Annotated in this window: 18 protein-coding genes and 1 pseudogene; 12 read left to right on the plus strand and 7 right to left on the minus strand. The window is 69.6% G+C overall.

Annotated features, from left to right (window positions below; translation table 11 throughout):
• Positions 1-251: 251 nt before the first annotated feature.
• Complete coding sequence (locus ACFQ27_RS02680; RefSeq protein WP_377352330.1) at positions 252-3,008, minus strand: long-chain-fatty-acid--CoA ligase; 2,757 nt, start codon at positions 3,006-3,008, stop codon at positions 252-254.
• Positions 3,009-3,234: 226 nt separating this feature from the next.
• Here ACFQ27_RS02680 and ACFQ27_RS02685 point away from each other — a divergent pair, with 226 nt between their 5' ends.
• From ACFQ27_RS02685 to ACFQ27_RS02705, 5 genes and pseudogenes are all read left to right on the plus strand, one after another.
• Positions 3,235-4,248: a sulfate ABC transporter substrate-binding protein gene (locus tag ACFQ27_RS02685; RefSeq protein WP_377352331.1), complete on the plus strand. Its 1,014-nt coding sequence runs from the start codon at positions 3,235-3,237 to the stop codon at positions 4,246-4,248.
• Positions 4,245-5,099 (plus strand): sulfate ABC transporter permease subunit CysT, encoded by an 855-nt coding sequence (gene cysT, locus ACFQ27_RS02690; RefSeq protein ID WP_377352333.1) that lies wholly within the window; start codon positions 4,245-4,247, stop codon positions 5,097-5,099. The genes ACFQ27_RS02685 and cysT overlap by 4 nt, the downstream gene beginning before the upstream one ends.
• A complete protein-coding gene (gene cysW, locus ACFQ27_RS02695; protein ID WP_377352335.1) occupies positions 5,096-5,992 on the plus strand; it encodes a sulfate ABC transporter permease subunit CysW in 897 nt (298 codons plus the stop codon). The genes cysT and cysW overlap by 4 nt, the downstream gene beginning before the upstream one ends.
• Positions 5,964-6,662: pseudogene (locus ACFQ27_RS02700) on the plus strand (sulfate/molybdate ABC transporter ATP-binding protein); the annotation flags it as partial. The gene cysW and the pseudogene ACFQ27_RS02700, both read left to right, overlap by 29 nt.
• 156 nt (positions 6,663-6,818) lie before the next feature.
• Positions 6,819-7,040, plus strand: a complete 222-nt coding sequence (locus tag ACFQ27_RS02705; RefSeq protein ID WP_374347021.1) for a TOBE domain-containing protein — start codon at positions 6,819-6,821, stop codon at positions 7,038-7,040.
• Here the strand turns inward: ACFQ27_RS02705 and ACFQ27_RS02710 are convergent.
• Complete coding sequence (locus ACFQ27_RS02710) at positions 7,028-8,488, minus strand: sulfatase-like hydrolase/transferase (protein ID WP_377352337.1); 1,461 nt, start codon at positions 8,486-8,488, stop codon at positions 7,028-7,030. The genes ACFQ27_RS02705 and ACFQ27_RS02710 overlap by 13 nt on opposite strands.
• Before the next feature lie 212 nt (positions 8,489-8,700).
• Here ACFQ27_RS02710 and ACFQ27_RS02715 point away from each other — a divergent pair, with 212 nt between their 5' ends.
• Both ACFQ27_RS02715 and ACFQ27_RS02720 read left to right on the plus strand, forming a co-directional pair.
• Positions 8,701-8,997 carry a UrcA family protein gene (locus ACFQ27_RS02715; protein ID WP_377352338.1) on the plus strand — a complete coding sequence of 99 codons (297 nt, stop codon included), beginning with the start codon at positions 8,701-8,703 and terminating at the stop codon, positions 8,995-8,997.
• 154 nt (positions 8,998-9,151) lie between these two features.
• A complete protein-coding gene (locus tag ACFQ27_RS02720; RefSeq protein ID WP_377352340.1) occupies positions 9,152-9,517 on the plus strand; it encodes a VOC family protein in 366 nt (121 codons plus the stop codon).
• A 4-nt stretch (positions 9,518-9,521) separates the two neighbouring features.
• On the opposite strand, the gene ACFQ27_RS02725 is transcribed toward ACFQ27_RS02720, so the two are convergent.
• The 3 genes from ACFQ27_RS02725 to pdxH form a co-directional block, all read right to left on the minus strand.
• Positions 9,522-10,046, minus strand: a complete 525-nt coding sequence (locus ACFQ27_RS02725) for a thioredoxin family protein (RefSeq protein WP_374346969.1) — start codon at positions 10,044-10,046, stop codon at positions 9,522-9,524.
• 222 nt (positions 10,047-10,268) lie between these two features.
• A complete protein-coding gene (locus ACFQ27_RS02730; protein ID WP_377352342.1) occupies positions 10,269-11,762 on the minus strand; it encodes a bifunctional aminoglycoside phosphotransferase/ATP-binding protein in 1,494 nt (497 codons plus the stop codon).
• Positions 11,759-12,421: a pyridoxamine 5'-phosphate oxidase gene (gene pdxH / locus ACFQ27_RS02735; RefSeq protein WP_377352345.1), complete on the minus strand. Its 663-nt coding sequence runs from the start codon at positions 12,419-12,421 to the stop codon at positions 11,759-11,761. Before pdxH ends, ACFQ27_RS02730 begins: the two co-directional genes overlap by 4 nt.
• Positions 12,422-12,585: 164 nt before the next feature.
• On the opposite strand from pdxH, the gene ACFQ27_RS02740 reads away from it, so the two are divergent.
• The 3 genes from ACFQ27_RS02740 to ACFQ27_RS02750 all read left to right on the plus strand — a co-directional run bounded on the left by ACFQ27_RS02740 (position 12,586) and on the right by ACFQ27_RS02750 (position 16,617).
• On the plus strand, positions 12,586-12,921 hold the full coding sequence (locus ACFQ27_RS02740) for a hypothetical protein (protein ID WP_374346963.1): 336 nt from the start codon (positions 12,586-12,588) through the stop codon (positions 12,919-12,921).
• 44 nt (positions 12,922-12,965) lie between these two features.
• Positions 12,966-14,585 (plus strand): NAD(P)/FAD-dependent oxidoreductase, encoded by a 1,620-nt coding sequence (locus ACFQ27_RS02745; protein WP_377352347.1) that lies wholly within the window; start codon positions 12,966-12,968, stop codon positions 14,583-14,585.
• 184 nt (positions 14,586-14,769) lie between these two features.
• The gene (locus ACFQ27_RS02750; RefSeq protein ID WP_377352349.1) at positions 14,770-16,617 is read left to right on the plus strand and encodes an ATP-binding protein; all 1,848 of its coding nucleotides are present in this window, start codon (positions 14,770-14,772) and stop codon (positions 16,615-16,617) included.
• Between the two features lie 3 nt (positions 16,618-16,620).
• On the opposite strand, the gene ACFQ27_RS02755 is transcribed toward ACFQ27_RS02750, so the two are convergent.
• On the minus strand, positions 16,621-17,922 hold the full coding sequence (locus ACFQ27_RS02755) for an alpha/beta hydrolase family protein (protein ID WP_377352350.1): 1,302 nt from the start codon (positions 17,920-17,922) through the stop codon (positions 16,621-16,623).
• An 89-nt stretch (positions 17,923-18,011) separates the two neighbouring features.
• On the opposite strand from ACFQ27_RS02755, the gene ACFQ27_RS02760 reads away from it, so the two are divergent.
• Entirely contained in the window at positions 18,012-18,731 is a 720-nt protein-coding gene (locus ACFQ27_RS02760) for a DnaJ C-terminal domain-containing protein (RefSeq protein WP_374346956.1), read from the plus strand.
• Here the strand turns inward: ACFQ27_RS02760 and ACFQ27_RS02765 are convergent, their stop codons facing one another.
• Complete coding sequence (locus ACFQ27_RS02765) at positions 18,732-19,490, minus strand: CPBP family intramembrane glutamic endopeptidase (protein WP_377352352.1); 759 nt, start codon at positions 19,488-19,490, stop codon at positions 18,732-18,734.
• Between the two features lie 129 nt (positions 19,491-19,619).
• On the opposite strand from ACFQ27_RS02765, the gene aroC reads away from it, so the two are divergent.
• Complete coding sequence (gene aroC / locus ACFQ27_RS02770) at positions 19,620-20,741, plus strand: chorismate synthase (protein WP_374346952.1); 1,122 nt, start codon at positions 19,620-19,622, stop codon at positions 20,739-20,741.
• Positions 20,742-20,906 lie beyond the last annotated feature (165 nt).

Here is a 20,906-nt window from a genome sequence, read left to right on the forward strand (position 1 = left end):
GTCCGCCTCGGAGATGACGCGGGGGCCGTTGGCCGGACGCGTCAGACGCTTACGCAAATTCCTGCCGGGACGAACCCGGAAGAGGTCAGCCCTTCAGCTTCGACCAGATCGTGGTTCCGGCCAGCGTGATCGCGAACAGCGAGAAGGCGGCGATGACGCCGTCGAGATAGATTTGCTGGAACTGGGACATGGGCGATCTCCTCTTCGCCCATCCAGAATGGCTCAGCTTGGAATCGGCGCTTTGACGAAGATCAAACCGCGCCGCGCATGAGCCCGATCAGGCGCTCGATCCGGCCACAATTGGCGCCCAGATCCGGCGTCGGCGTCCGGCCGATGGCCCGCAGGTCGACGCGCGCGCCGCGGGGATCGGGCTGCACCCGCACCACGAGGTCGTTGGGCAGGCCGAAGGCCAGGCTGCGAGCGGTGGCCTCGAGCCGGCCGGCGACGGGATCATCGGTGACCAGGGCCAGGCCCGCGCCCTCGATGGCGGCCTTGGCCCGGGCGTAGGCCTGGCGGGTGTCGCCGGGCAGGACCAGGGGCCGGGCCTGGGCGCAGGTCTCGGCGTTGACGTCGGCCACCCGGCGCCCCGCAAAGACCTGGGAGCCCAGGGGGATCACCGGGTCGATCTCCACCGGAATGGCGTCCGCGCCCCGCTCCCGCATCATGCGCTGGGAGAAGGTCAGGGGCTTGGCCCAGTCGGTGGAGACGTCATTGACCGGCGGATTGGTCACCTGGGCCTGGCGCATCCAAAGATAGCCGCCCAGCATGCCCAGGCTGATCAGCAGGACGACAAAGGCCTTCAGGCCATGGCGAGCGAAGCCGGCGAACAGGGCCAGGATCACGCCGATCAGGCCGGTGGCGACGCTGAGCAGAGCCACCTTGGGCGCCCATTCCAGCGTCAGCACCCCAAGACCGGTCTTCCAGTCCATCAGGCCCAGGCGGGTGCAGATCATGGCCGCGGCGACCATGACGGCGGGCGCCAGGGCCACAAGCGCGGCCAGGGTCAGATAGCCGTCCGCCGTGCCGCCGGGCTTGCGGGCGGGCTTGCGGCGCAACGGCGCGGCGTAGATGGGCGCCTCTGACGCGAGCGTCAGGGGCGCCTCGATTTCAGGCGGGGGCGGAGCCGAGGGCGCGAGGGCCGACGGCTCAACGGCGAAAGGGACGTGGGCGTCCGCCCGGGCCTCCGACTCTTCCTGGGTGGCGGGGAAGGCGGCCAGGGTCGGTTCGATCACCGTCAGACCGTGGGGCGTCTCCGCCTGGACCGGATGAGCCTGAGGGCTCCAGGCCGCCGGCTCCACCGGAAACTCCGCTGTGGGCGGCGGCTCCGGATCAGGGGCGTAGATCTTCGGCTCCGGCGGCGCGGCCAGGGCCACCGGGGCGGTGGCGGCGGTCGGCAGCTTGTAGTCCGCCATACGCTGACGGATCAGCTTCTTGTCGATCTTGCCGGTGGCGCCCAGCGGGATGTCGTCCACGAAGACCACGTCGTCGGGCATCCACCACTTGGCGATCTTGCCTTCCAGGAACTTCAGGAACTCTTCCTTGGTGGCGGTCTCACCGGACTTCAGCTTGACCAGCAGCAGCGGGCGCTCGTCCCACTTAGGGTGGAAGACGCCGATGACGGCGGCCAGCTCGGCCTTGGGATGGCCCGCGGCGATGTTTTCGATTTCGATGGAGCTGATCCATTCGCCGCCGGACTTGATGACGTCCTTCGAGCGGTCGGTGATCTGCATGAAGCCATGCTCGTCGAGGGTCGCCACGTCGCCGGTGTCGAAATAGCCCTCGCCGTCGAGGATCTCGCCGCCGTCGCCGCGGAAGTATTCGCCGACCACGAAGGGCCCCTTGACCATCAGCTTGCCGAAGGTCGAGCCGTCGTGCGGCAGGCGCTCGCCGTTGTCATTGACCAGCTTCAGGTCGATGCCGAGCGGCGGGCGGCCCTGCTTCAGCTTGAAGCGGAGCTGGTCTTCCTCGCTCATGGCCGCGATGGCGGCGTTGGGCGTGGCCTGGGTGCCGAGCGGCGAGGTCTCGGTCATGCCCCAGGCGTGGGTGACGTCGACGCCATAGTCGTCGCGGAACCGGCGCACGATGCTTTCCGGCACAGCCGAGCCGCCGATGACCACGCGCTTCAGGCTCGAGAGCTTGCCGTTGGTGGCTTCCAGGTGCTGCAGCAGCATCTGCCAGACGGTCGGCACGGCCGCCGAGAAGGTGACCTGCTCGGTCTCCAGGAGCTCGTGGATCGAGGCGCCGTCCAGCTTCTGGCCGGGCATGACCAGCTTGGCGCCCACGGCCGGGGCCGAGAAGGCGACGCCCCAGGCGTTCGCGTGGAACATCGGCACCACGGGCAGCACGGTGTCGCGCGCGCCGATGCCGAGCACGTCCGCGCCCATCGTCACCAGGGTGTGGAGGAAGTTCGAGCGGTGCGAGTACTGCACGCCCTTCGGATTGCCGGTGGTGCCGGAGGTGTAGCAGAGGCCGGCCGGGGTGCTTTCGTCGAAGCCGCCCCAGGCGCACTGGTCCGAGGCCTCGCCCACCAGGGTCTCATAGCAGAGCGCGCCGGGCAGCTCGGCGGTCATGTGCGCCGCGTCCGTGAAGACGATGATCTGCTTCACCGTCGGGATCTGGTCGCGGATCTGGTTCAGCACCGGCAGGAAGGTCAGGTCGGTGAAGATGACCCGGTCTTCGGCGTGATTGATGATGTAGACGAGCTGCTCGGAGAACAGGCGCGGGTTCAGGGTGTGGCAGACCGCGCCGATACCCATGATGCCGTACCAGGCCTCGATGTGGCGGGCGGTGTTCCAGGCCAGCGTCGCGACCCGGTCGCCCTGCTGGACGCCCAGGTTGCGCAGCACGTTGGACACGCGCTTGGCCCGGCCGTGGACCTCAGCATAGGTGGTCCGCACAATCGGACCTTCCACCGAGCGGGTGACGATTTCACGCCCGCCATGCCAGGACTTGGCGTGATCGATGATGCGATCGACCGTAAGCGGCCAGTCCTGCATCCTGCCTTGCATCTTGGGTTTCCTCCGGCCTTTGACCCTGTTGGGTTTCGCTTAGGCTAGACAGCGGTTGACGTCTAGGCAACGCGACGCCCGCGCCGGGCGAGATCGGCGCGCAACCACCTTGTCTATCGCGCCGGCCCGCAGAATTTCTGCGAGGCATTCCATTTTATTCCTATCGCTCATATGGAATTACAGAGGTTACACCCCCGGTGTCACCACACCACCATGAGGGGCCGCCATGTCGAAGCTTGAACTCACCCGCCGCGATATCGCCGCCGGCGCCAAGGCCGCGGCGGTCGCGCCCGCGGGCGTGGCCCAGGCCGCGCCGGCGCCGGCCACCCTGTTGAACGTCAGCTACGACCCGACGCGGGAGCTCTACAAGGAGATCAACGCGGCCTACGCCAAGTATTGGAAGGGCCGCACCGGCCAGACGGTGACCGTGAACCAGAGCCATGGCGGCTCCGGCAAGCAGGCCCGCGCCGTGATCGACGGCCTGGAGGCCGACGTCGTCACCCTGGCCCTGGCCGCCGACATCGACGAGATCTCCGAGCGCGCCAAGCTCTTGCCCGCCAACTGGCAGAGCCGCCTGCCGAACAACTCGACCCCGTACGTGTCCACGATCGTCTTCCTGGTCCGCAAGGGCAATCCGAAGGGGATCAAGGACTGGAGCGACCTGGTGAAGCCGGGCTTCGGCGTCATCACCCCTAATCCGAAGACCTCGGGCGGCGCGCGCTGGAGCTATCTGGCGGCCTACGCCTTCGGCCAGAAGAAGGGCGGCGACGCCGCGGCCCGGGACTTCGTGCGCAAGCTCTACAAGAATGTGCCGGTGCTGGACGCGGGCGCCCGCGGCTCCACCACCACCTTCGCCCAGCGCGGCATCGGCGATGTCCTGCTGTCCTGGGAGAACGAGGCCAAGCTGACCATCGACGAGTTCGGCCCGAACTTCGACGTGATCTATCCGTCGATGTCGATCCTGGCCGAGCCGCCGGTCGCCCTGGTCGACAAGAACGTTGACCGCCACAAGACCCGCACCCTGGCCACCGGCTATCTGAACTTCCTCTACAGCCCGCTGGCCCAGGACATCATCGGCAAGCACTTCTTCCGCCCGCGTGAAGCCGCGGCGGCCAAGAAGTACGCCGGCCAGTTCAAGCAGATCCCGCTGGTCACCGTCGACAAGGCCTTCGGCGGCTGGAAGAAGGCCCAGAAGGTCCACTTCTCCGACGGCGGCGTCTTCGACCAGATCTACGCATGACGGCGGCGGTCGCGCGGCCCGGACGGCGCCTCGTCCAGCCCTCCATCCTGCCGGGCTTTCCCCTGGCGATCGGGATCACCCTGGCCTGGCTGGGGCTGATCGTCGTGCTGCCGCTGATCGCGCTGGCCCTTCGGCCGGCGGAGATCGGCCTGTCCGGGGTGATCGAGACCCTGACCCAGCCTCGGGTGCTGGCGGCGCTGAAGCTCAGCTTCGGCCTGTCGGCCCTCGCCGCCCTGGTCAATGCGCCGCTCGGCCTGCTGATCGCCTGGACCCTGACCCGCTACGCCTTTCCGGGACGGCGCATCCTCGACGCCCTGGTCGACCTGCCCTTCGCCCTGCCGACAGCGGTGGCCGGCATCGCCCTGACCGCCATCTATGCGCCCAATGGCCTGATCGGGTCGCTCGCCGCCCAGGCGGGGATCAAGATCGCCTACACCCCGCTCGGCATCTTCATCGCCCTGGTGTTCATCGGCCTGCCCTTCGTGGTTCGCACCCTGCAGCCGGTGCTTGAGGACCTGGACACCGAGGTCGAGGAAGCCGCCCGCACCCTGGGCGCCACCGACCTGCAGCGGACCACCCGCGTGGTCCTGCCGACCCTCTTCCCCGCCCTGATTTCCGGCGTCAGCCTGGCTTTCGCCCGGGCGGTAGGCGAGTACGGCTCGGTGGTGTTCATCGCCGGCAACATGCCGCTGAAGACCGAGATCGCCCCGCTGCTGATCGTCATCAAGCTGGAAGAGTACGACTATGCCGGCGCCGCGGCGGTGGGCCTGGCCATGGTCGGCGCCGCCTTCGCGATCCTGGGGGTGGTCAACATCGCCCAGAACGCCCTGGTCCGCAGGGGCCGCGCATGAGCCTCGCCCCCGCCCGCGAAGTTCCCAACCGCGAGGGGCCTGAGCGCCCCACGGCCCGTGCGCCCCTCGTGCGCCTGCCGGGCCTTGCGCCCCTGTTCGTCCTGGCCACCACCGTGATCATGGCGGTGCTGGTGGGCCTGCCGCTGTTCACCGTCTTCCACGACGCCTTGTCCAAGGGAACCGAGGCCTACCTGGCCGCCCTGAAGGAGCCGGACGCGCTCGCCGCGATCCGCCTGACCCTGACGGTCGCGGCCATCTCCGTGCCCCTGAACGCCATCTTCGGCGTGGCGGCGGCCTGGGCGGTGACGCGGTTCGAGTTCGTCGGCCGCAACCTCTTGATGACGGTGCTCGACCTGCCCTTCTCCATCTCGCCGGTGGTGTCGGGCCTGGTCTGGGTGCTGCTGTTCGGGGCTCAGGGCTGGTTCGGGACCTGGCTGATGGACCACGACCTGAAGATCATCTTCGCCCTGCCCGGCCTCGTGCTGGCGACGGTGTTCGTCACCCTGCCCTTTGTCGCCCGCGAGCTGATCCCGCTGATGCAGCAGCAGGGTTCCGACGAGGAGGCCGCGGCCATCACCCTGGGCGCCTCGGGCTTCGCCACCTTCTGGCGCGTGACCCTGCCGAACATCCGCTGGGCCCTGCTCTATGGCGTCCTGCTCTGCAACGCCCGGGCGATGGGCGAGTTCGGCGCGGTCTCCGTCGTCTCCGGCCACATCCGCGGCCTGACCACCACCCTGCCCCTGCATGTGGAGGTCCTCTACAACGACTACGACTATGTCGGCGCCTTCGCGGCCGCCTCGGTCCTGGCCGGTCTCGGCCTTCTCACCCTCATCCTGAAGACAGCGCTCGAATGGCGGCACGCCGATGACCTTTCCCCTGCCCGCAAGCCCTGACGCCTCGCAGCTCGCCCTGGATATCCGCGGGATCTCCAAGACGTTCGGCCGGTTCCCGGCCCTGAACGACGTCTCTCTGCAGGCGCGCGACAAGGAGTTCCTGGCCCTGCTTGGTCCCTCGGGCTCGGGCAAGACCACCCTGCTGCGCGTGCTGGCGGGGCTCGAGACGCCGGACCAGGGCGAGATCCGCTTCGACGGCGGCGACTTCCTGGCCCTGCCCGCCCGCAAGCGCCGGGTGGGCATGGTGTTCCAGCACTACGCCCTGTTCCGCCACATGACCGTGGCCCAGAATATCGCCTTTGGCCTGACCGTGCGGCCGCGCGCCGAGCGCCCCAGCGCCAAGGCGATCCGCGAGCGGGTCGGCGACCTCTTGAACCTCGTCCAACTGCCCGGCCTGGAGAAGCGCTATCCGGCCCAGTTGTCCGGCGGCCAACGGCAGCGCGTGGCGCTGGCCCGGGCCCTGGCCATCGAGCCGCGCCTGCTGCTGCTGGACGAGCCCTTCGGCGCCCTGGACGCCAAGGTCCGCCGCGACCTGCGCCAGTGGCTGCGCGAGCTGCATGACCGGGCCGGAGTCACCACCGTCTTCGTCACCCACGACCAGGACGAGGCCCTCGACATGGCCGACCGGGTGGCGATCCTCAAGGACGGTCGCCTGGTCCAGCTCGGCCGACCGGACGAGGTCTATGACAACCCCGCCGACCCGCACGTGTTCGACTTCCTGGGCTCGGCCTGCCGGTTCGAGGGCACGGTCGAAGGCGCCCAACTGGCCGTCGCCGGCTGGCGCACCACGGCGCCCGCGACCGCGCCCCAGGGCCAGGTGCTGGTCATGTTCCGCCCCGACGAGGTGGCCATCGCCCCAGCCGACCAACCCGGCATCGCCGGCCAGGTGGAGAGCGTCTCCGCCCGCGGCCAGGACATCCGGGCCAATGTGCGCCTGACCTCGGGCGTGGTGGAGCTGAAGGTGCGCGCCGAGACACTCAGCTTCGCCCTGGCGCCCGGCCTGCCGGTCCGGGTCCAGCCCCTGCGGCCCCAGCTCTATCCGGCCTGAACCCCATCGGGCCAACGCCCGACCCCGCCATCCTGAACGAGCAGGCCCGTCAGGGTGCGGTCCAGGTGCTGATGCCGCCAGGCCAGCATCCCCTGCGCCTTGGCCAGGATCAACGACGGGTCGGTGACCGGGGTCCGCCAGGTGGGATCGGCCTCCAGGTCGAAGCACAGGGCTGAGCCGTCGCCGAACTGGACATAGGCCGTGGTCTCATCGCGCCGGACAGCCAGGTTCTGGCGCTCCAGCCGGCGGTCCCAGGGCCATTGGTGCGGTCCGAGTGGAATCGCCGCGCCACGCCAGTCGAACTCCCAATGCGCCGCCTCGCGCCACCAGGGCGGATCCTCGCCGGCCAGGAAGGGCGTCAGGGGCAGGCCGTCGCACTGGGCTGGAATGGCCACGCCCATCGCCTCGCAGAGGGTGGGCAGGATGTCGACGTTCTCGGTGAACCGCTCCACCACGGTTCCATGCGCCTTGGGCCGCCTCGGGTCCCTGATGATGCAGGGGATATGATAGCTGGCCTCGAAGAAGCCGCCCTTCTGGATCAGGCCGTGGTCGCCCAGCTGTTCGCCGTGGTCCGCCGTGACGATGATCAGGGTGTCGTCCCACAGGCCGCGGTCCTCCAGGGCCTTCCACAGCCGGCCGAGTTGGGCGTCGACCTCGTGGATCATGCCGAAGTACTGGGCCTGGATCTTCGCCATCTCGGCGGGGTCGTCGGGCGCCCGCAGGACGGAGCGCCTGAGGCTGTCGTGCAGCCGGTGACGGGTCTCGCCCATCGCGATGGGCGCGGGCATGTCCTCAGGGGCGTAGAGGTCGGCGTACCACCCTGCCGCCGCATAGGGCGGATGCGGGCGCAGCTGGGACAGGTGGGCGAAGCGCGGGCCCGCTTGAGCGTCGATCCAGTCGATCAGGCCGTCCGTGTGCCAGGCTGACAGGCTGTGCTCGGCCGGGCGGCCGGGTTCGCCGCCCACGGCGCCCTCGTAGTCATCCGGGACCTCGTAGCCCAGGTCGCGCAGCCAACGGACCCAGACGCCCGGATCGTGGGTCGCGAAGTTCAGCCCGACCTCGAAGCCCGGCAGGATCCCCTCCCAGGTCAGCAGGCGCGGATCCTCCGGGCCGGTCGCCTCGCGCGGGTCCACCGCCTGGTCGGTATAGCCGAACAGGGTCGGGACATAGCCCGCCCGCCGGGCCGCCCAGGCCACATTGTCCAGCCGCCGGTCCAGGGGCGCGCCATTGCCCACCACGCGGTGGTTCATCTGGTACGTGCCTGTGTACAGGCTGGCCCGGCCCGGACTGCAGGGCGCGGCCTGGCTGTAGTGCCGCGCGAACCGCACGCCCTCGGCCGCCAGGCGGTCAAGGTTCGGAGTCCGCGCCAAGGGATGGCCCGCCGCCGAAAGGCAGTCGCCGCGGAATTGGTCGAGGGTGATCAGAATGACGTCCACATGGACGAGCATGGATCGAGCATGGACGACTGTCATCCCCCGCCCGCAGGGATCATTACAGGCAAGTAAGTTATGTAAATATTCGAGAAGACATTACACCCATGTAATTCTGTTAAATCGGCGTCATTACACCGACTTAACAAGACTATATCGCCGATCTTCAGTAGAACAAACTCATCGGCCGCACAGAAACGGCCAAACAAAATTCAGACCGGAGAGCCCAAATGTCCAAGACCCGTTCCATCGCCGCCGTCGCCACCCTGCTTCTGGCCGGCCTGCCCATGATCGCCCTCGCCACCTCGGCCAACGCCCAGCCCGCCGTGATCAAGGTCTCCGACCTGAACCTGGCCAGCCCGACCGGCCAGAAGATCTTCACCCAGCGCGCCCACGACGCCGCCCGCACGGTCTGCCGCGTCACGCCCGGCACCCGCGCCCCGAACCGCGCCTGCCAGGCCGCGGTGGTCGCCGAGGCCCAGGAAAAGGCCGCCGCCATCACCCCGTCGATGATGGCCGCCCGCTAAGACCGGAATTCGAGACCGGCTCGACCGCTCCTGCCCCCCCGCGGTCCAGCCGGGGCCTTCTCCCGAGGCCCCCAAAAGAGAAGCCCGCCGTTGCCCCGGCGGGCTTCTTCATGTTCGGATGGCGCCAGGCTGAGGCTCAACCTGGAGGACGCCCATGGCGCAGGTCCGCTATCTGGTCCGCGATGTTGACCGCTCGATCCGCTTCTTTGTCGACCTGCTGGGGTTTGAGCTGCGTCAGCAGTTCGGGCCGGCCATGGCCATCCTGGCGCGGGACGATCTGACCCTGTGGGTCGCGGGCCCGCAGGCCTCCGCCGCGCGGCCCATGCCGGACGGCCGCCAGCCGGAGCCCGGCGGCTGGAACCGGTTTGTCCTGACCGTTGAGGACATCGAGGCGACCGTGGCCCGCCTGCGCGAGGCGGGCGCCGTGTTCCGCAATGAGATCATCACCGGGCCGGGCGGCCGACAGGTCCTGGTCGAGGACCCATCCGGCAACCCGATCGAGCTGTTCCAGCCCGCGTAGAACCCTACTTCACCCACTTGGCCAGGTAGTCGGCCAGGCTCTGGGGGGTCATGTTGCGGGCGTCGGACAGCTTGGAAACCTGGCCCTGGTTGAGCAGCTTGTCGGTCTTGGGATCGACGATCAGCAGGCTGGGCACGCCCTCCAGGCGCTGGGTGATGCCGTAGTGCGCCGGGACCTGCAGGTTCTTGTTGAACCGGCCCACGTCGACGATGACCTCGACATAGTGCTTGTCGACGAAGCGCTGCATCTCCGGCAGGTCGAGGGTGCCGGCCAGCACGCGGCAGTCGCCGCACCAGTTGCCGCCCAGGTCGATGAGCAACAGCTTGCCGGACTTCTTGGCCTGGGCCTTGGCCTTGGCGACCGCGGCGTCGACGGCTTCGGCGCTGGCGGCCTCGTCATAGGGATAGGGCAGCGGGGTCTTCAGCTGGGCGTAGCTGGAGATGCTGACCTTGGGCGCGGGCGTGGCCGCCTGGGCGGCGCCGGCGAAGGCCAGTAGGGCGGCGGCGGCGAGGGCCGGGCGCAGGTTCATGGGAAGTCTCCGGACGGAAGATGTCTTGGGACCTGACTAGAGGCGCCTTCTCCTAGCTCATAACCAGGATTTCACCGGGGCGATGCGGGTTTTCTAAAAGCCACCGCTGTCATCCCGGAAAGCGCGGAGCGCTTGTCCGGGACCCATATGCGTGGGGCTGTCCGGATAGTTCGGCGTCTATGGGTCCAGGTCTTTCGCTTACGCGAAAACCGGGATGACACCTTAGAGGGCGCCCCACGCCCTGACATTCTCGTCCACCGCCCGGGTCGCATCGACCTTGGTCCAGGTCACCTCGCCCACGTCGCGCTCGAGCTGCATCTTCAGGGTGGCGACGGTGGCGTCGGAGGCGTCGCCGGTGCGATGGGCGATGCGGTCGGCCAGCACCTCTGCGGGGGCGTCCAGCCAGACTCCGCGAAACGGAACCCCCGCCTCGGCGGCCAAGGCCTGCGGGCGGGCGCGCAGCTCCGGCTGGATAAAGGTGGCGTCCAGCACCACCGCGCGGCCGGCCGCCAGCAGGGACCGGGCGTCGGCGAACAGGGTGTCATAGACATCGGCGTAGAAGGCCGGCGAGTAGACGCTGTCGGGCAGGCGGGCGTCCGGGGCGACGCCCAGCAGCCGCTTGCGGACCTCGTCGGTGCGCAGGACCACCGCGCCGGGCGAGGCGCCAAGATGGGGTGCGGCGGCGCGGGCGAAGCTGGTCTTGCCCGCGCCCGACAGGCCGGTGACCGCGACCAGTTGCGGCGCAGCGGGCCTGAGGTGCGCGGCGGCGGCGGCGAGATAGGCCCGCGCCTCGGCGTCCTTGCCGGAATTGCCGCAGACGTGGGCCCGCACCACGGCCCGCACCGACAGCAGCAGGGGCAGCAGGGCCATGCCATCGCGCAAGGGCTCGCCCCAGGTCCGCGCCGCCTCGTCGAAATAGGCGGCCAGCACATGGGCCGCCGCCTGGCGCTTGTCCCGGAAGTCCAGGTCCATGAGCAGGAAGGCCAGGTCGTAGAGGACGTCGATCTCCGACAGCACATCGTTGAACTCGATGCAGTCGAACAGCATGGGCTTGCCGTTCTCCAGCACGATATTGCCCAGGTGCAGGTCCCCGTGGCAGTGGCGCGAGAAGCCGGCCGCGCGGCGGGCCTCCAGCAGGTCCGCCCGGCGGTCGAGCTCAGCATAGGTGTCGGCGATCACCGCCTCGACCTCGGCGACGCCCAGGCGATCCGCCATGCCCCGCAGCAGGTGGGCGTTGGAATCGATGGTGTATTTCAGGTTGGCGACGCCGCCGCCCTCGGGGCGGACCGGGGCCTCGGCGTGGACGCGGGCGACCAGCCGCCCCAGGGCGTCGGACAGGGGGGCGTCCACCAGGTCGGGCCGGGCCGACAGGACCAGGGTCTCGTCGAACCGGCGCATCTCCAGCGCATACTCGACCGTCACCCCGAACCCCTCGAGCTCCAGGCGGCCGTCGGCGGCGCGGGTCACCCGGCGCACGCCGCGATAGATGTCCGGCGCGGTAGCGCGGTTGAAGGCGAGCTCGCGCTCCAGCGCCCAGCGCCGCTGCTCCAGGGTGGAGAAGTCCAGATAGCCCAGGTCGACCCGGCGCTTGACCTTGAAGGCCGTGTCGCCGGCCAGATAGACGCGGGCGCAGGCGGTCTCGATGGGGTTGGGCTCCGACCGCGCGGCGAACCAGGCGGCGACCTCGGCCTCCTCGTCAGCCGGGCTCGGGCTCAAGGATAGAGCCTCTCGGTGGTCCAGCCGCCCTCCGCCCGGTGGAAGACCAGGCGCTCGTGCAGGCGGAAGGGACGGTCGCGCCAGAACTCGATCTTCTGCGGCGTCACCCGCCAGCCGGACCAGTGCGGCGGGCGCGGGATCTTCGACAGGCCGAACTTCAGGCCGTACTCGGCGATCTTCTTCTCGAAGGCCAGGCGGTCCGGCAGGGCCCTGGACTGTTCCGAGGCCCAGGCGCCTAGCTGGGCCGGGCGGGCGCGGGTGGCCCAGTAGGCGTCGGCTTCTTCAGGCGTGACGGCCGAGACCGTCCCGCGCACCCGCACCTGGCGGCGCAGGGACTTCCAGTGGAACAAAAGCGCGGCCTTGGGATTGGCCGCCAGTTGGCGCCCCTTGGCGCTGCCGAGGTTCGTATAGAAGACGAAGCCGTCGGGGCCGGCGTCCTTCAGGAGCACCATACGAACATCGGGCAGGCCGTCTTCGTCGGCCGTGGCGATGGCCATGGCGTTGGGGTCGTTGACTTCCTTGGCCGAAGCGTCCGCCAGCCAGTCGGCGAACAGGGCGAAGGGGTCCTCCGCGCTCAGGGCCGGAAGGTCGGCCTGGGCGACGTTCTTCAGGTACTCCTCCTCGCTGGGCGAGGCGGGGATGGCGGGCTTGTCGGTCATGGCCCGGCTATAGCGCGTCATGCGGCCAAACGGCAGGGGGTTCCCAAACTGGGGCCAAAGGGACTGGGTTTCACCGGCCCGCTCATCCTAGCCTTGCAGCGGACAAGGTCCTGCGACCGCAGGTCTCAGGGCGCCTTGGCCGTAACAGGATTAACGACGGACCCATGACCCTGGTGCGCAAGGAAGAGATGGCCGCCGCGCGGCTGGCGAGACTGGCCCCCGACCTCGACGCCCGGATGGCCGAGATCGTCGACGCCCTGCTGGAGCTGAGCGGGGCGGCCCACCGCGACGCGGTGATCGACCGGGTGGCTCATCGGCGCACCGGACAGGCCGCCTCCCCCGGCCTGAAGGCCGAATTGATCGCAGCCTTTGACGCCCATTGCCGCGCGCTCCGGTCCCGGGGCCTCGCGCCCCTGGTCCACCGGCCCTTCGGCGAGCGCTCGCATCGCTGGGCCCTGACCCCGGAAGCGGATGACTTCCTGCGCAGGGCGAGCCTGTAGACGGGCGCCTTCCCTTCCCGCCCCGAGCCGCTACATAGGCGCCGATGTTGCGCGTCAACGAGATCAAGCTGCCGATCGATCACCCGCCGCAGGCCCTGGAGGCGGCGCTGCGGGCGCGGCTGGGCCTCGAAGGCGCCGAACTGGTGCGATTCGAGGTGGCCAAGCGGGCCCATGACGCCCGACGCAAGACCGCGATCCTGATGGTCTACAATGTGGACGTCGAGGTCACCGACGAGGCGGCGGTGCTGAAGCGCTGCAAGGACGATCCCAAGATCGGCCCGACCCCGGACACCCGCTATCGCCCGGTGGCCCAGGCGCCGGCGGACCTGGCTGAGCGGCCGCTGGTCATCGGCGCCGGTCCCTGCGGGCTGTTCGCCGGCCTGATCCTGGCTGAGATGGGGTTCAAGCCCATCATCCTAGAGCGCGGCAAGGTGGTGCGGGAACGCACCAAGGACACCTGGGGCCTGTGGCGCAGAAGCGAGCTGAACCCGGAGTCCAACGTCCAGTTCGGCGAGGGCGGGGCCGGCACCTTCTCGGACGGCAAGCTCTACAGCCAGATCAAGGACCCGCGGCACCTTGGCCGCAAGGTGCTGACCGAGTTCGTGCAGGCCGGCGCGCCGGAAGAGATTCTGACCGAGGCCCATCCGCACATCGGCACCTTCCGGCTGGTGACCATGGTCGAGTCCATGCGCGCCAAGATCGAGGCCCTGGGCGGAGAGTACCAGTTTCAGTCGCGGGTGACCGACCTGCTGGTCGAGACCGCCGCCGACGGAACCCGCCGCGTGGCGGGCGTTAGGCTGCACACCGGCGAGGAGATCGCCGCGCGCCATGTGGTCATGGCCCTGGGCCACAGTTCGCGCGACACCTTCGCCATGCTGCTGGAACGCGGCGTATTCCTGGAGGCCAAGCCGTTCTCGCTCGGCTTCCGCATCGAGCATCCGCAGTCCTGGATCGACAAGGCCCGCTTCGGCCCCTTCGCCGGACACAAGGACCTGGGGGCGGCGGCCTATAGCCTGTCGCACCACTGTTCGAACGGCCGCACCGTCTATTCCTTCTGCATGTGCCCGGGCGGCACGGTGGTCGCCGCGGCCTCGGAGCCGGGCCGGCTGGTGACCAACGGCATGAGCCAGTATTCGCGCAACGAGCGGAACGCCAACGCCGGCATCGTGGTGGGGGTGACCCCGGACAAGGACTATCCGGGCCACCCCCTGGCCGGGGTCGAGTTGCAGCGGCGCTGGGAAGAGGCCGCGTTCAAGGCCGGGGGCGGGACCTATGCGGCGCCGGGCCAGAGGGTCGGCGACTTCCTCGCCGGTCGCCCCTCGCAGGCCCTGGGCGAGGTGATCCCCTCGTACAGGCCGGGCGTCACGCCCACCGACCTGTCGGCCTGCCTGCCGGACTACGCGATCACCGCGATCCGCGAGGCCCTGCCGGTCTTCGCGCGACAGATCGCCGGCTTCGCAGCCGACGACGCCGTGCTGACCGGGGTGGAGACCCGCACCTCCTCGCCCGTGCGGATCACCCGCGGCAAGGACCTCCAGAGCCTGAACACCCGCGGCCTGTTCCCGGCCGGCGAAGGCGCGGGCTATGCCGGCGGCATCCTGTCGGCGGCGGTGGACGGCATCAAGGTGGCCGAGGCTGTGGCCCTGGCGATCACGGATCATTAAGCTTTACGGCAAGTAAAACTTAATTCTTAACCGCCCGGTTCGGGGTTTGCCTCGTTCACACAATCTCTGAAACTGCCCAATTCGGGCGACTCTCCCGAAATATACTCAAGTTGTCGGACATTTTTTTAAGCGTAACGCCTCTCTAGTCGAAAGCCAGACCACAGGCCCCCGACTGGACGAGCCCTTGACTCAATTCGACCAGAAGACCGATCCGGCGAGCGATCCGCTCGACCTCGCCCTGTTGCGGCTGGCGCACCGCAACAACCTGACCACCATGGTGGTGCAGATCGCCGCTTCGATCGGCGTGGTGCTGGCCGCCCACCGAGGGGATCACCCGGTCTACCTGACCTGGCTGGGTGTGGTCCTGGCCCTGGCGGCGGCGCGACTGCTGGTCGACCGCAAGCTGGCCAGTATGCTGAGCGCCTCGCCCACCCCGCCGTGGCCGCAACTGAACCGCTGGTCCCAGGCGCACGCCGGCGGCCTGATCCTGAGCGCGGCGCTGTGCGCCGGGCTGGCCTGGAAGATGCTGCCGGTGGAAAACGCCGAAAGCCAATTCGTCATCATCATCATCCTGTCGGCCCTGTCCGGGGGCGCGATCGGCGTGCTGGCGCCCATGAAGCTGACCGGGCGGATCTATGTGAGCCTGATGCTGGCGCCGGCCTGCGCCCAGCTGCTGATGCTGGGCGGGCCCCAGGCGGTGCTGGGCCTGCTGGGCCTGGTGTTCTGGGGCGTCATGCTGGTGGGCCACCACAACAACCACACCCTGACGGTCCGCTCGATCAATCTGGGCCGCGAAAACCTCTCCCTGATCCGGCGCTTGAAGGAGCACGCCGACGAGGTCGAGGAGATGAACCACACCCTGGAGCAAAGGGTGGCCGAGCGTACGGTGGAGCTCCGCGACCTAGCGGTCCAGGCCCAGGCGGCCAACCGCGCCAAGTCGGAATTCCTGGCCACCATCAGCCATGAGATCCGCACCCCGCTGAACGGGGTGCTGGGCATGGTGCAGATTCTGGAGCGGGGCAAGCTGGACGACCTGCAGCGCGGCCGGGTGTCGGTGATCCGCGCCTCGGCCCAGATGCTGCTGGGCATTCTCAACGACGTGCTGGACATCTCCAAGATCGAGGCCGGTGCGCTCAGCCTGTCCTCGGCGCCCTTTGACCTGGCTCCGTTCGGCGAAGGCCTACGCCGGCTCTATGAGCCCCTGGCGCAGGAAAAGGGCCTGACCTTCACCCTGACCGTGACCGAGACCGAGGCCCTGCCCCGGATCGGCGACGAGGTGCGGCTGCGGCAGATCCTGTCCAACCTGATCTCCAACGCGCTCAAGTTCACCGACGAGGGCTCGATCCGCGTCGAGATCAACGCTCACGGCGACGACGTGGTCATGTCTGTGCACGACACCGGTGTCGGCATCGCGCCGCAGGATCAGGCCCAGGTGTTCGACAAGTTCGTGCAGGCCGACGGCTCGCACAACCGCCGCGCGGGCGGCACCGGACTGGGCCTGGCCATCTGCCGGGACCTGGCGACCCTGATGAAGGGCGAGATCGACCTGATCTCCGCGCCGGGGGTTGGCTCGACCTTCACCCTGCGCCTGCCGCTGCCGACGGCGGAGCGGCGCGAGGTCCGGCCGGCGCCGGCCGCGGTCACCCCGCGAGGTCCCAAGGTGCTGATCGTCGACGACAACGCCACCAACCGCATGGTGCTGCAGTCGCTGCTGCTCGACTACGGCGTCGCCGCCCAGACGGCGGAGAACGGCGCCGAGGCCGTGGACGCCTGGGCTGACCGCGAATGGAACGCCATCCTGATGGATATCAGCATGCCGGTGATGAACGGGATGGAAGCCACCCTGGCCATCCGCGAGCGCGAACGGGAGACCGGCCGCGGCCACACCCCGATCATCGCGGTCACCGCCAGCGCGATGTCCCACGAAACCGAGGCCTATCTGGCCGCCGGCATGGACGCCGTGGTCGCCAAGCCGGTGGACGCCGACACCCTGATGGCGATCCTGACCGACCGCATGCGGCTGGCCGCCTAGGGTTCAGGGCGCGGGGGCTGCGTAACGGAGCTCCAACCCCACCGCCGAGTTGCGGGAGAATCCCTTCCAGGTCTGGCCGGTGCCGCCGGGGCTGCGGGCGTCATAGGCCTGGGCCGAGGCCGGCCAGCGCCCGTCGGCGCCGTTCGTCACGTCACTGACCAGATAAGCCGCCCGGTCCGCCTGCCCTTTGACCTTCAGGTCCAGGAAGGCGGTGATCATGTGCTGATCGATCCCCATGATCCGGTCCTTGCGCCAGACGGGGTCTTCGAACCAGTGGAAGTCATAGAGCCGCTCGCGCATCTGCGGCGGGGCGGCGCTCATGCCGATCCCGTGGCCGGCGTTCTGGAAGACCAGCATCCAGCGTTCGGCCCGCCGCGCCTGGGCGAAGACCGGGGCGATCCCGTCGGTGAAGCCTACGGTCGCGTCATGGTCGCCGCCGATCAGCAGCAGGGGCGAGGTCACGCCCATCAGGCCCTCCGTTCCCCAGGCGCCGAAGCGGACCCCGGCTGGAGCGATGGCCACGACAGCCTTGAGCCCCGGAAGCGCCAGCTCCCCCTGCCGCGGACCGCCTGCGGCATAGGCCGCCAGGGCGCCATCGGGAACCGCCTGGACCAGAGGCCCCTTAGCGTCCAGCGCCGCGCCCGCCACGGTCAGGACCCCATAGCCGCCCATGGAGTAGCCGATCAGGGCCATGCGGTCGGGGTCGGCGGAGGCGAGGCCCGGCGCGTGCACCCGGGCGCGGTCCTGCAAGGTCCGGGCGACAAAGGCGATGTCCAGCGGGCGACGCAGCATCGGCCCGGGAAACCCGTTGCGATCAGCGATGTCCGGGTCGTTGTGATGGATCGCGGCGACCACATAGCCCTTGGAGGCCAGGTTCTCGCCCAGCCAGCTCATGGCCTCCGGCGCATTGCTGTAGCCGTGGGAGAGGATCACCAGCGGAAAAGTCCCGGCAGCCTCGGTCGCGTCCCGCACCGCCAGGCCGGGGACGGTGAACTCCGCCGGCGGACGCGGGGGCTCCCCGGGCAGGGCGGCGGAATAGACCACCGGCCGCGCGCCAGGCTTGGCCTTCGCCGGGTACCAGATCTCCACGGGCAGGACCCGGTCGGCCCGCCCCCCCTTGATCGGATCCGCCTGGTCGGGCTGGACCAGTGTGACCGACCGCACGCCCACGGCGTAGCCGCCCAGGGCGGCGAGCTCCGGCGCGTCCAGGCTGGGGATGCTGGGCGCGCGGTCGTCAGCGAGGACAGGGGTGGCGACCAAGGCCAGGAGCAGGGCGAGGATGGGGCGGCGCATGCGACTCTTCATGGCCGTCTCCTAGCCCGACAAGTTCGAAGAGATATGACAGCCGCGACGTGCTTAACGCGCCGTTGACCCTGTTCGCCTTAGCTGGCCCGATGAAGTCTGCGGGCGGTGGCATGGGCGTGAAGCAGGCGCGGGAGATCCTGCGCCTTTCGCCCTTTCACACCCCGGCCGAGCTGAGGCTGGCCTTCCGAGACGCCGCCAAGCGCGCCCATCCCGACCGCTCCGGAGGCGACGCCGAACGCTTCCGCCAGGTGGTCGAGGCCTTTCACCTGCTGCAGGGCCTGGCTGAGGCCCGCGCCCAGGCCAAGGACAGCATCATCCAGCCGCCCGCGCCCATCCGCCCGGCTCGCGAGGAAGCCCCCACCCTGGCCATCAGCCCGGCGACGGCCTTCGCGGGCGGGTCGGCCGAGCATGTCCTGGCCGACGGGCGACGCCTCCGCCTGACCCTGCCCGCAGGCCTGCGGACCGGCGACCAGGTGCGGGCCGGCGAGGTCCAGCTGACCGTGGCGATCCGCGGGGATGGCGACCTTCTGGTGCGCGGCGACGACCTGTGGCTGACCGTGCCGGTCGAGCCGCGCCTGTTGGCCGAGGGCGGCCGGATCACCGTGGAGACCCCGCTGGGCCGGCGCGTTGTCTGGATCACCAAGAAGGCCGGAGCGCGCGGACTGGTCCGCCTGCCGGGCCAGGGCCTGCCCGCCCGCGGCCGTCGGCGCGAGGGCCATCTGTTCCTGCGCCTGACGCCCCAGACCCGAACGACGGCCTCGGCGGCCCGCACCCTGCTGCGCCGCTTCGCCGCCGCCTGGGCCGCCTGATCAGGCGCGACGCCGCCAGGCCGCCGACAGGACGAGGGCCGAGGCGGCCATCAGCAGGCCATGAAGCCGCGGGTCGAACCAGGAGCCCTGGACCGGGAAAAGCTGCCAGGCCAGGTTTGAGGCGGCGTGGAACAGGATCGCCCCAGCCAGGCCCAGCCCGGCATGCCGACAGGCCTGGACCATGATCAGCCGCATGGCCACGGTCCCCAGGGTCCACCACGCGATCCAGGCCGGGGCGCGACCGACGGCGATGAGGGCCGGATAGTGCCAGAGCGCCCAGACGAGCCCCAGCAGCACCCCGCCGCCAAAGGTTCCGAACCGGGCCGTCAGCGGCGGCATGGCATAGCCAGTCCAGCCCAGTTCCTCGGCCACCGCGCCGGGCAGGAACAGGACCAGCAGGAGCGCCAGCCCCTGGGCCGTGACGCTGGGGTTGGGAACCTGCGCCCCTGCGGCGCGAAGGATCAGGAAGACCAGGATCGCCACCACGAAGGGCAAGACCGGGATCAGCCAGCTGCGCCCCGACATGCCCTGGACGTCGAGGATGCGCGCCAGCAGCCGGCGCACGCCGTCAGCCCCCTGATCATAGGTCGTCAGGGCCAGGGCGGCGGCCGCGGGACACAGGACCATGAGGGCCGCGACCGGCAAGCCGGGGAGAATCTGGCCACGGGCCAACAGCCAGAAAGGCAGAGAGATCAGCGCCACCAGGCCGAGGAAGGCCCAAATCCGCCCGGGCGGGCATGGCGCAGCCTGATCGTCCATGGCGGCCTCCCCAGCTGCGCGGGGCCGAGGCTTGGGCCTGGGATCCGTCGCCGCAATGATCCTGGTCAAGTCCGGCCGAGATTTGACAGCGTCTAGGCGCGCGCGTCTCCCGAGGCTAAAAGCGCCGCCATGTCGCACAACAGCTTCGGCCATCTGTTTCGTGTCACCACCTGGGGCGAGAGCCACGGGCCGGCCCTCGGCTGCGTGGTCGACGGCTGCCCTCCGGGGATCGGCCTGACCGCCGAAGAGATCCAGGTCTGGCTGGACAAGCGCCGCCCTGGCCAGGGCAAGTTCGTCACCCAGCGCCAGGAGCCGGACGCCGTGCGCATCCTGTCCGGCGTGTTCCAGGACGACCGCACCAACGGCCAGGTCACTACCGGCACGCCGATCTCCCTGCAGATCGAGAACGTCGACCAGCGCAGCAAGGACTATGGCGAGATCGCCCAGGCTTTCCGCCCCGGCCACGCCGACTACGCCTATTTCGCCAAGTACGGGGTGCGCGACTATCGCGGCGGCGGCCGGGCCTCGGCCCGCGAGACGGCCGCCCGGGTGGCCGCCGGCGCCGTGGCCCGCAAGATCCTTGAGGGCGTGACCATCCGCGCCGCCGTGGTCCAGATCGGGCCGCACGCCATCGACCGGTCCCGCTTCGACTGGGACCAGACCGAGCAGAACCCCTTCTGGTGTCCGGACGCCCAGACCGTGGCGGTCTGGGAGGAGCACCTGGAAAAGGTCCGCAAGGCCGGATCGTCCACCGGCGCGATCGTCGAGGTCGAGGCGGTCGGCGTGCCGCCGGGCTGGGGCGCGCCCATCTATGGCAAGCTGGACGCCGAGCTGGCCGCCGCCCTGATGTCGATCAACGCCGCCAAGGGCGTCGAGATCGGCGCCGGCTTCGCCTCCGCCGCCTTCTCCGGCGAAGAGAACGCCGACGAGATGCGGGCGGGCAATGACGGGCCGCTGTTCCTGTCCAACTCCGCCGGCGGCGTGCTGGGCGGCATCTCCACCGGCCAACCGGTGGTCGCCCGGGTGGCGTTCAAGCCCACCTCTTCGATCCTGACCCTGCGCCGCAGCCTGAACGAGGCGGGCGAAGAGGTCGACCTGCGCACCAAGGGCCGCCACGACCCTTGCGTCGGCATCCGCGCCGTCCCCGTGGTGGAGGCCATGACCGCCTGCGTGCTGGCCGACGCGTTCCTGCGCCACCGGGCCCAGACAGGCGGCGGAGCCTTTGCGCCGGGCCGCCACGAACGGGATTGAGCCACTGGCGGCTAACGGCGTTCAATTAAGTTGACGCGTTTTGTACGGCGCAGCTAAGCAACCCCAACCGCCGCAAGGTCAGACCATCGCCCTTGCGGATCGGGGCCAATTCCTGTCCGCGAGAGAAGTCACCTGTCAAATCCGCGCCTGGGACAGCTCAAGGTT

Source organism: Phenylobacterium conjunctum (genome assembly GCF_042679085.1).
Classification (GTDB): Bacteria; Pseudomonadota; Alphaproteobacteria; order Caulobacterales; family Caulobacteraceae; genus Phenylobacterium; species Phenylobacterium conjunctum.

Coding starts and splice junctions, on each gene's coding strand:
- ACFQ27_RS02680 (WP_377352330.1), bottom strand. CDS start 3,008: ATGCAAGGCAGGATGCAGGACTGGCCGCTTACGGTCGATCGCATCATC.
- ACFQ27_RS02685 (WP_377352331.1), top strand. CDS start 3,235: ATGTCGAAGCTTGAACTCACCCGCCGCGATATCGCCGCCGGCGCCAAG.
- cysT (WP_377352333.1), top strand. CDS start 4,245: ATGACGGCGGCGGTCGCGCGGCCCGGACGGCGCCTCGTCCAGCCCTCC.
- cysW (WP_377352335.1), top strand. CDS start 5,096: ATGAGCCTCGCCCCCGCCCGCGAAGTTCCCAACCGCGAGGGGCCTGAG.
- ACFQ27_RS02705 (WP_374347021.1), top strand. CDS start 6,819: ATGTTCCGCCCCGACGAGGTGGCCATCGCCCCAGCCGACCAACCCGGC.
- ACFQ27_RS02710 (WP_377352337.1), bottom strand. CDS start 8,488: ATGCTCGTCCATGTGGACGTCATTCTGATCACCCTCGACCAATTCCGC.
- ACFQ27_RS02715 (WP_377352338.1), top strand. CDS start 8,701: ATGTCCAAGACCCGTTCCATCGCCGCCGTCGCCACCCTGCTTCTGGCC.
- ACFQ27_RS02720 (WP_377352340.1), top strand. CDS start 9,152: ATGGCGCAGGTCCGCTATCTGGTCCGCGATGTTGACCGCTCGATCCGC.
- ACFQ27_RS02725 (WP_374346969.1), bottom strand. CDS start 10,046: ATGAACCTGCGCCCGGCCCTCGCCGCCGCCGCCCTACTGGCCTTCGCC.
- pdxH (WP_377352345.1), bottom strand. CDS start 12,421: ATGACCGACAAGCCCGCCATCCCCGCCTCGCCCAGCGAGGAGGAGTAC.
- ACFQ27_RS02740 (WP_374346963.1), top strand. CDS start 12,586: ATGACCCTGGTGCGCAAGGAAGAGATGGCCGCCGCGCGGCTGGCGAGA.
- ACFQ27_RS02745 (WP_377352347.1), top strand. CDS start 12,966: ATGTTGCGCGTCAACGAGATCAAGCTGCCGATCGATCACCCGCCGCAG.
- ACFQ27_RS02755 (WP_377352350.1), bottom strand. CDS start 17,922: ATGAAGAGTCGCATGCGCCGCCCCATCCTCGCCCTGCTCCTGGCCTTG.
- ACFQ27_RS02760 (WP_374346956.1), top strand. CDS start 18,012: ATGAAGTCTGCGGGCGGTGGCATGGGCGTGAAGCAGGCGCGGGAGATC.
- ACFQ27_RS02765 (WP_377352352.1), bottom strand. CDS start 19,490: ATGGACGATCAGGCTGCGCCATGCCCGCCCGGGCGGATTTGGGCCTTC.
- aroC (WP_374346952.1), top strand. CDS start 19,620: ATGTCGCACAACAGCTTCGGCCATCTGTTTCGTGTCACCACCTGGGGC.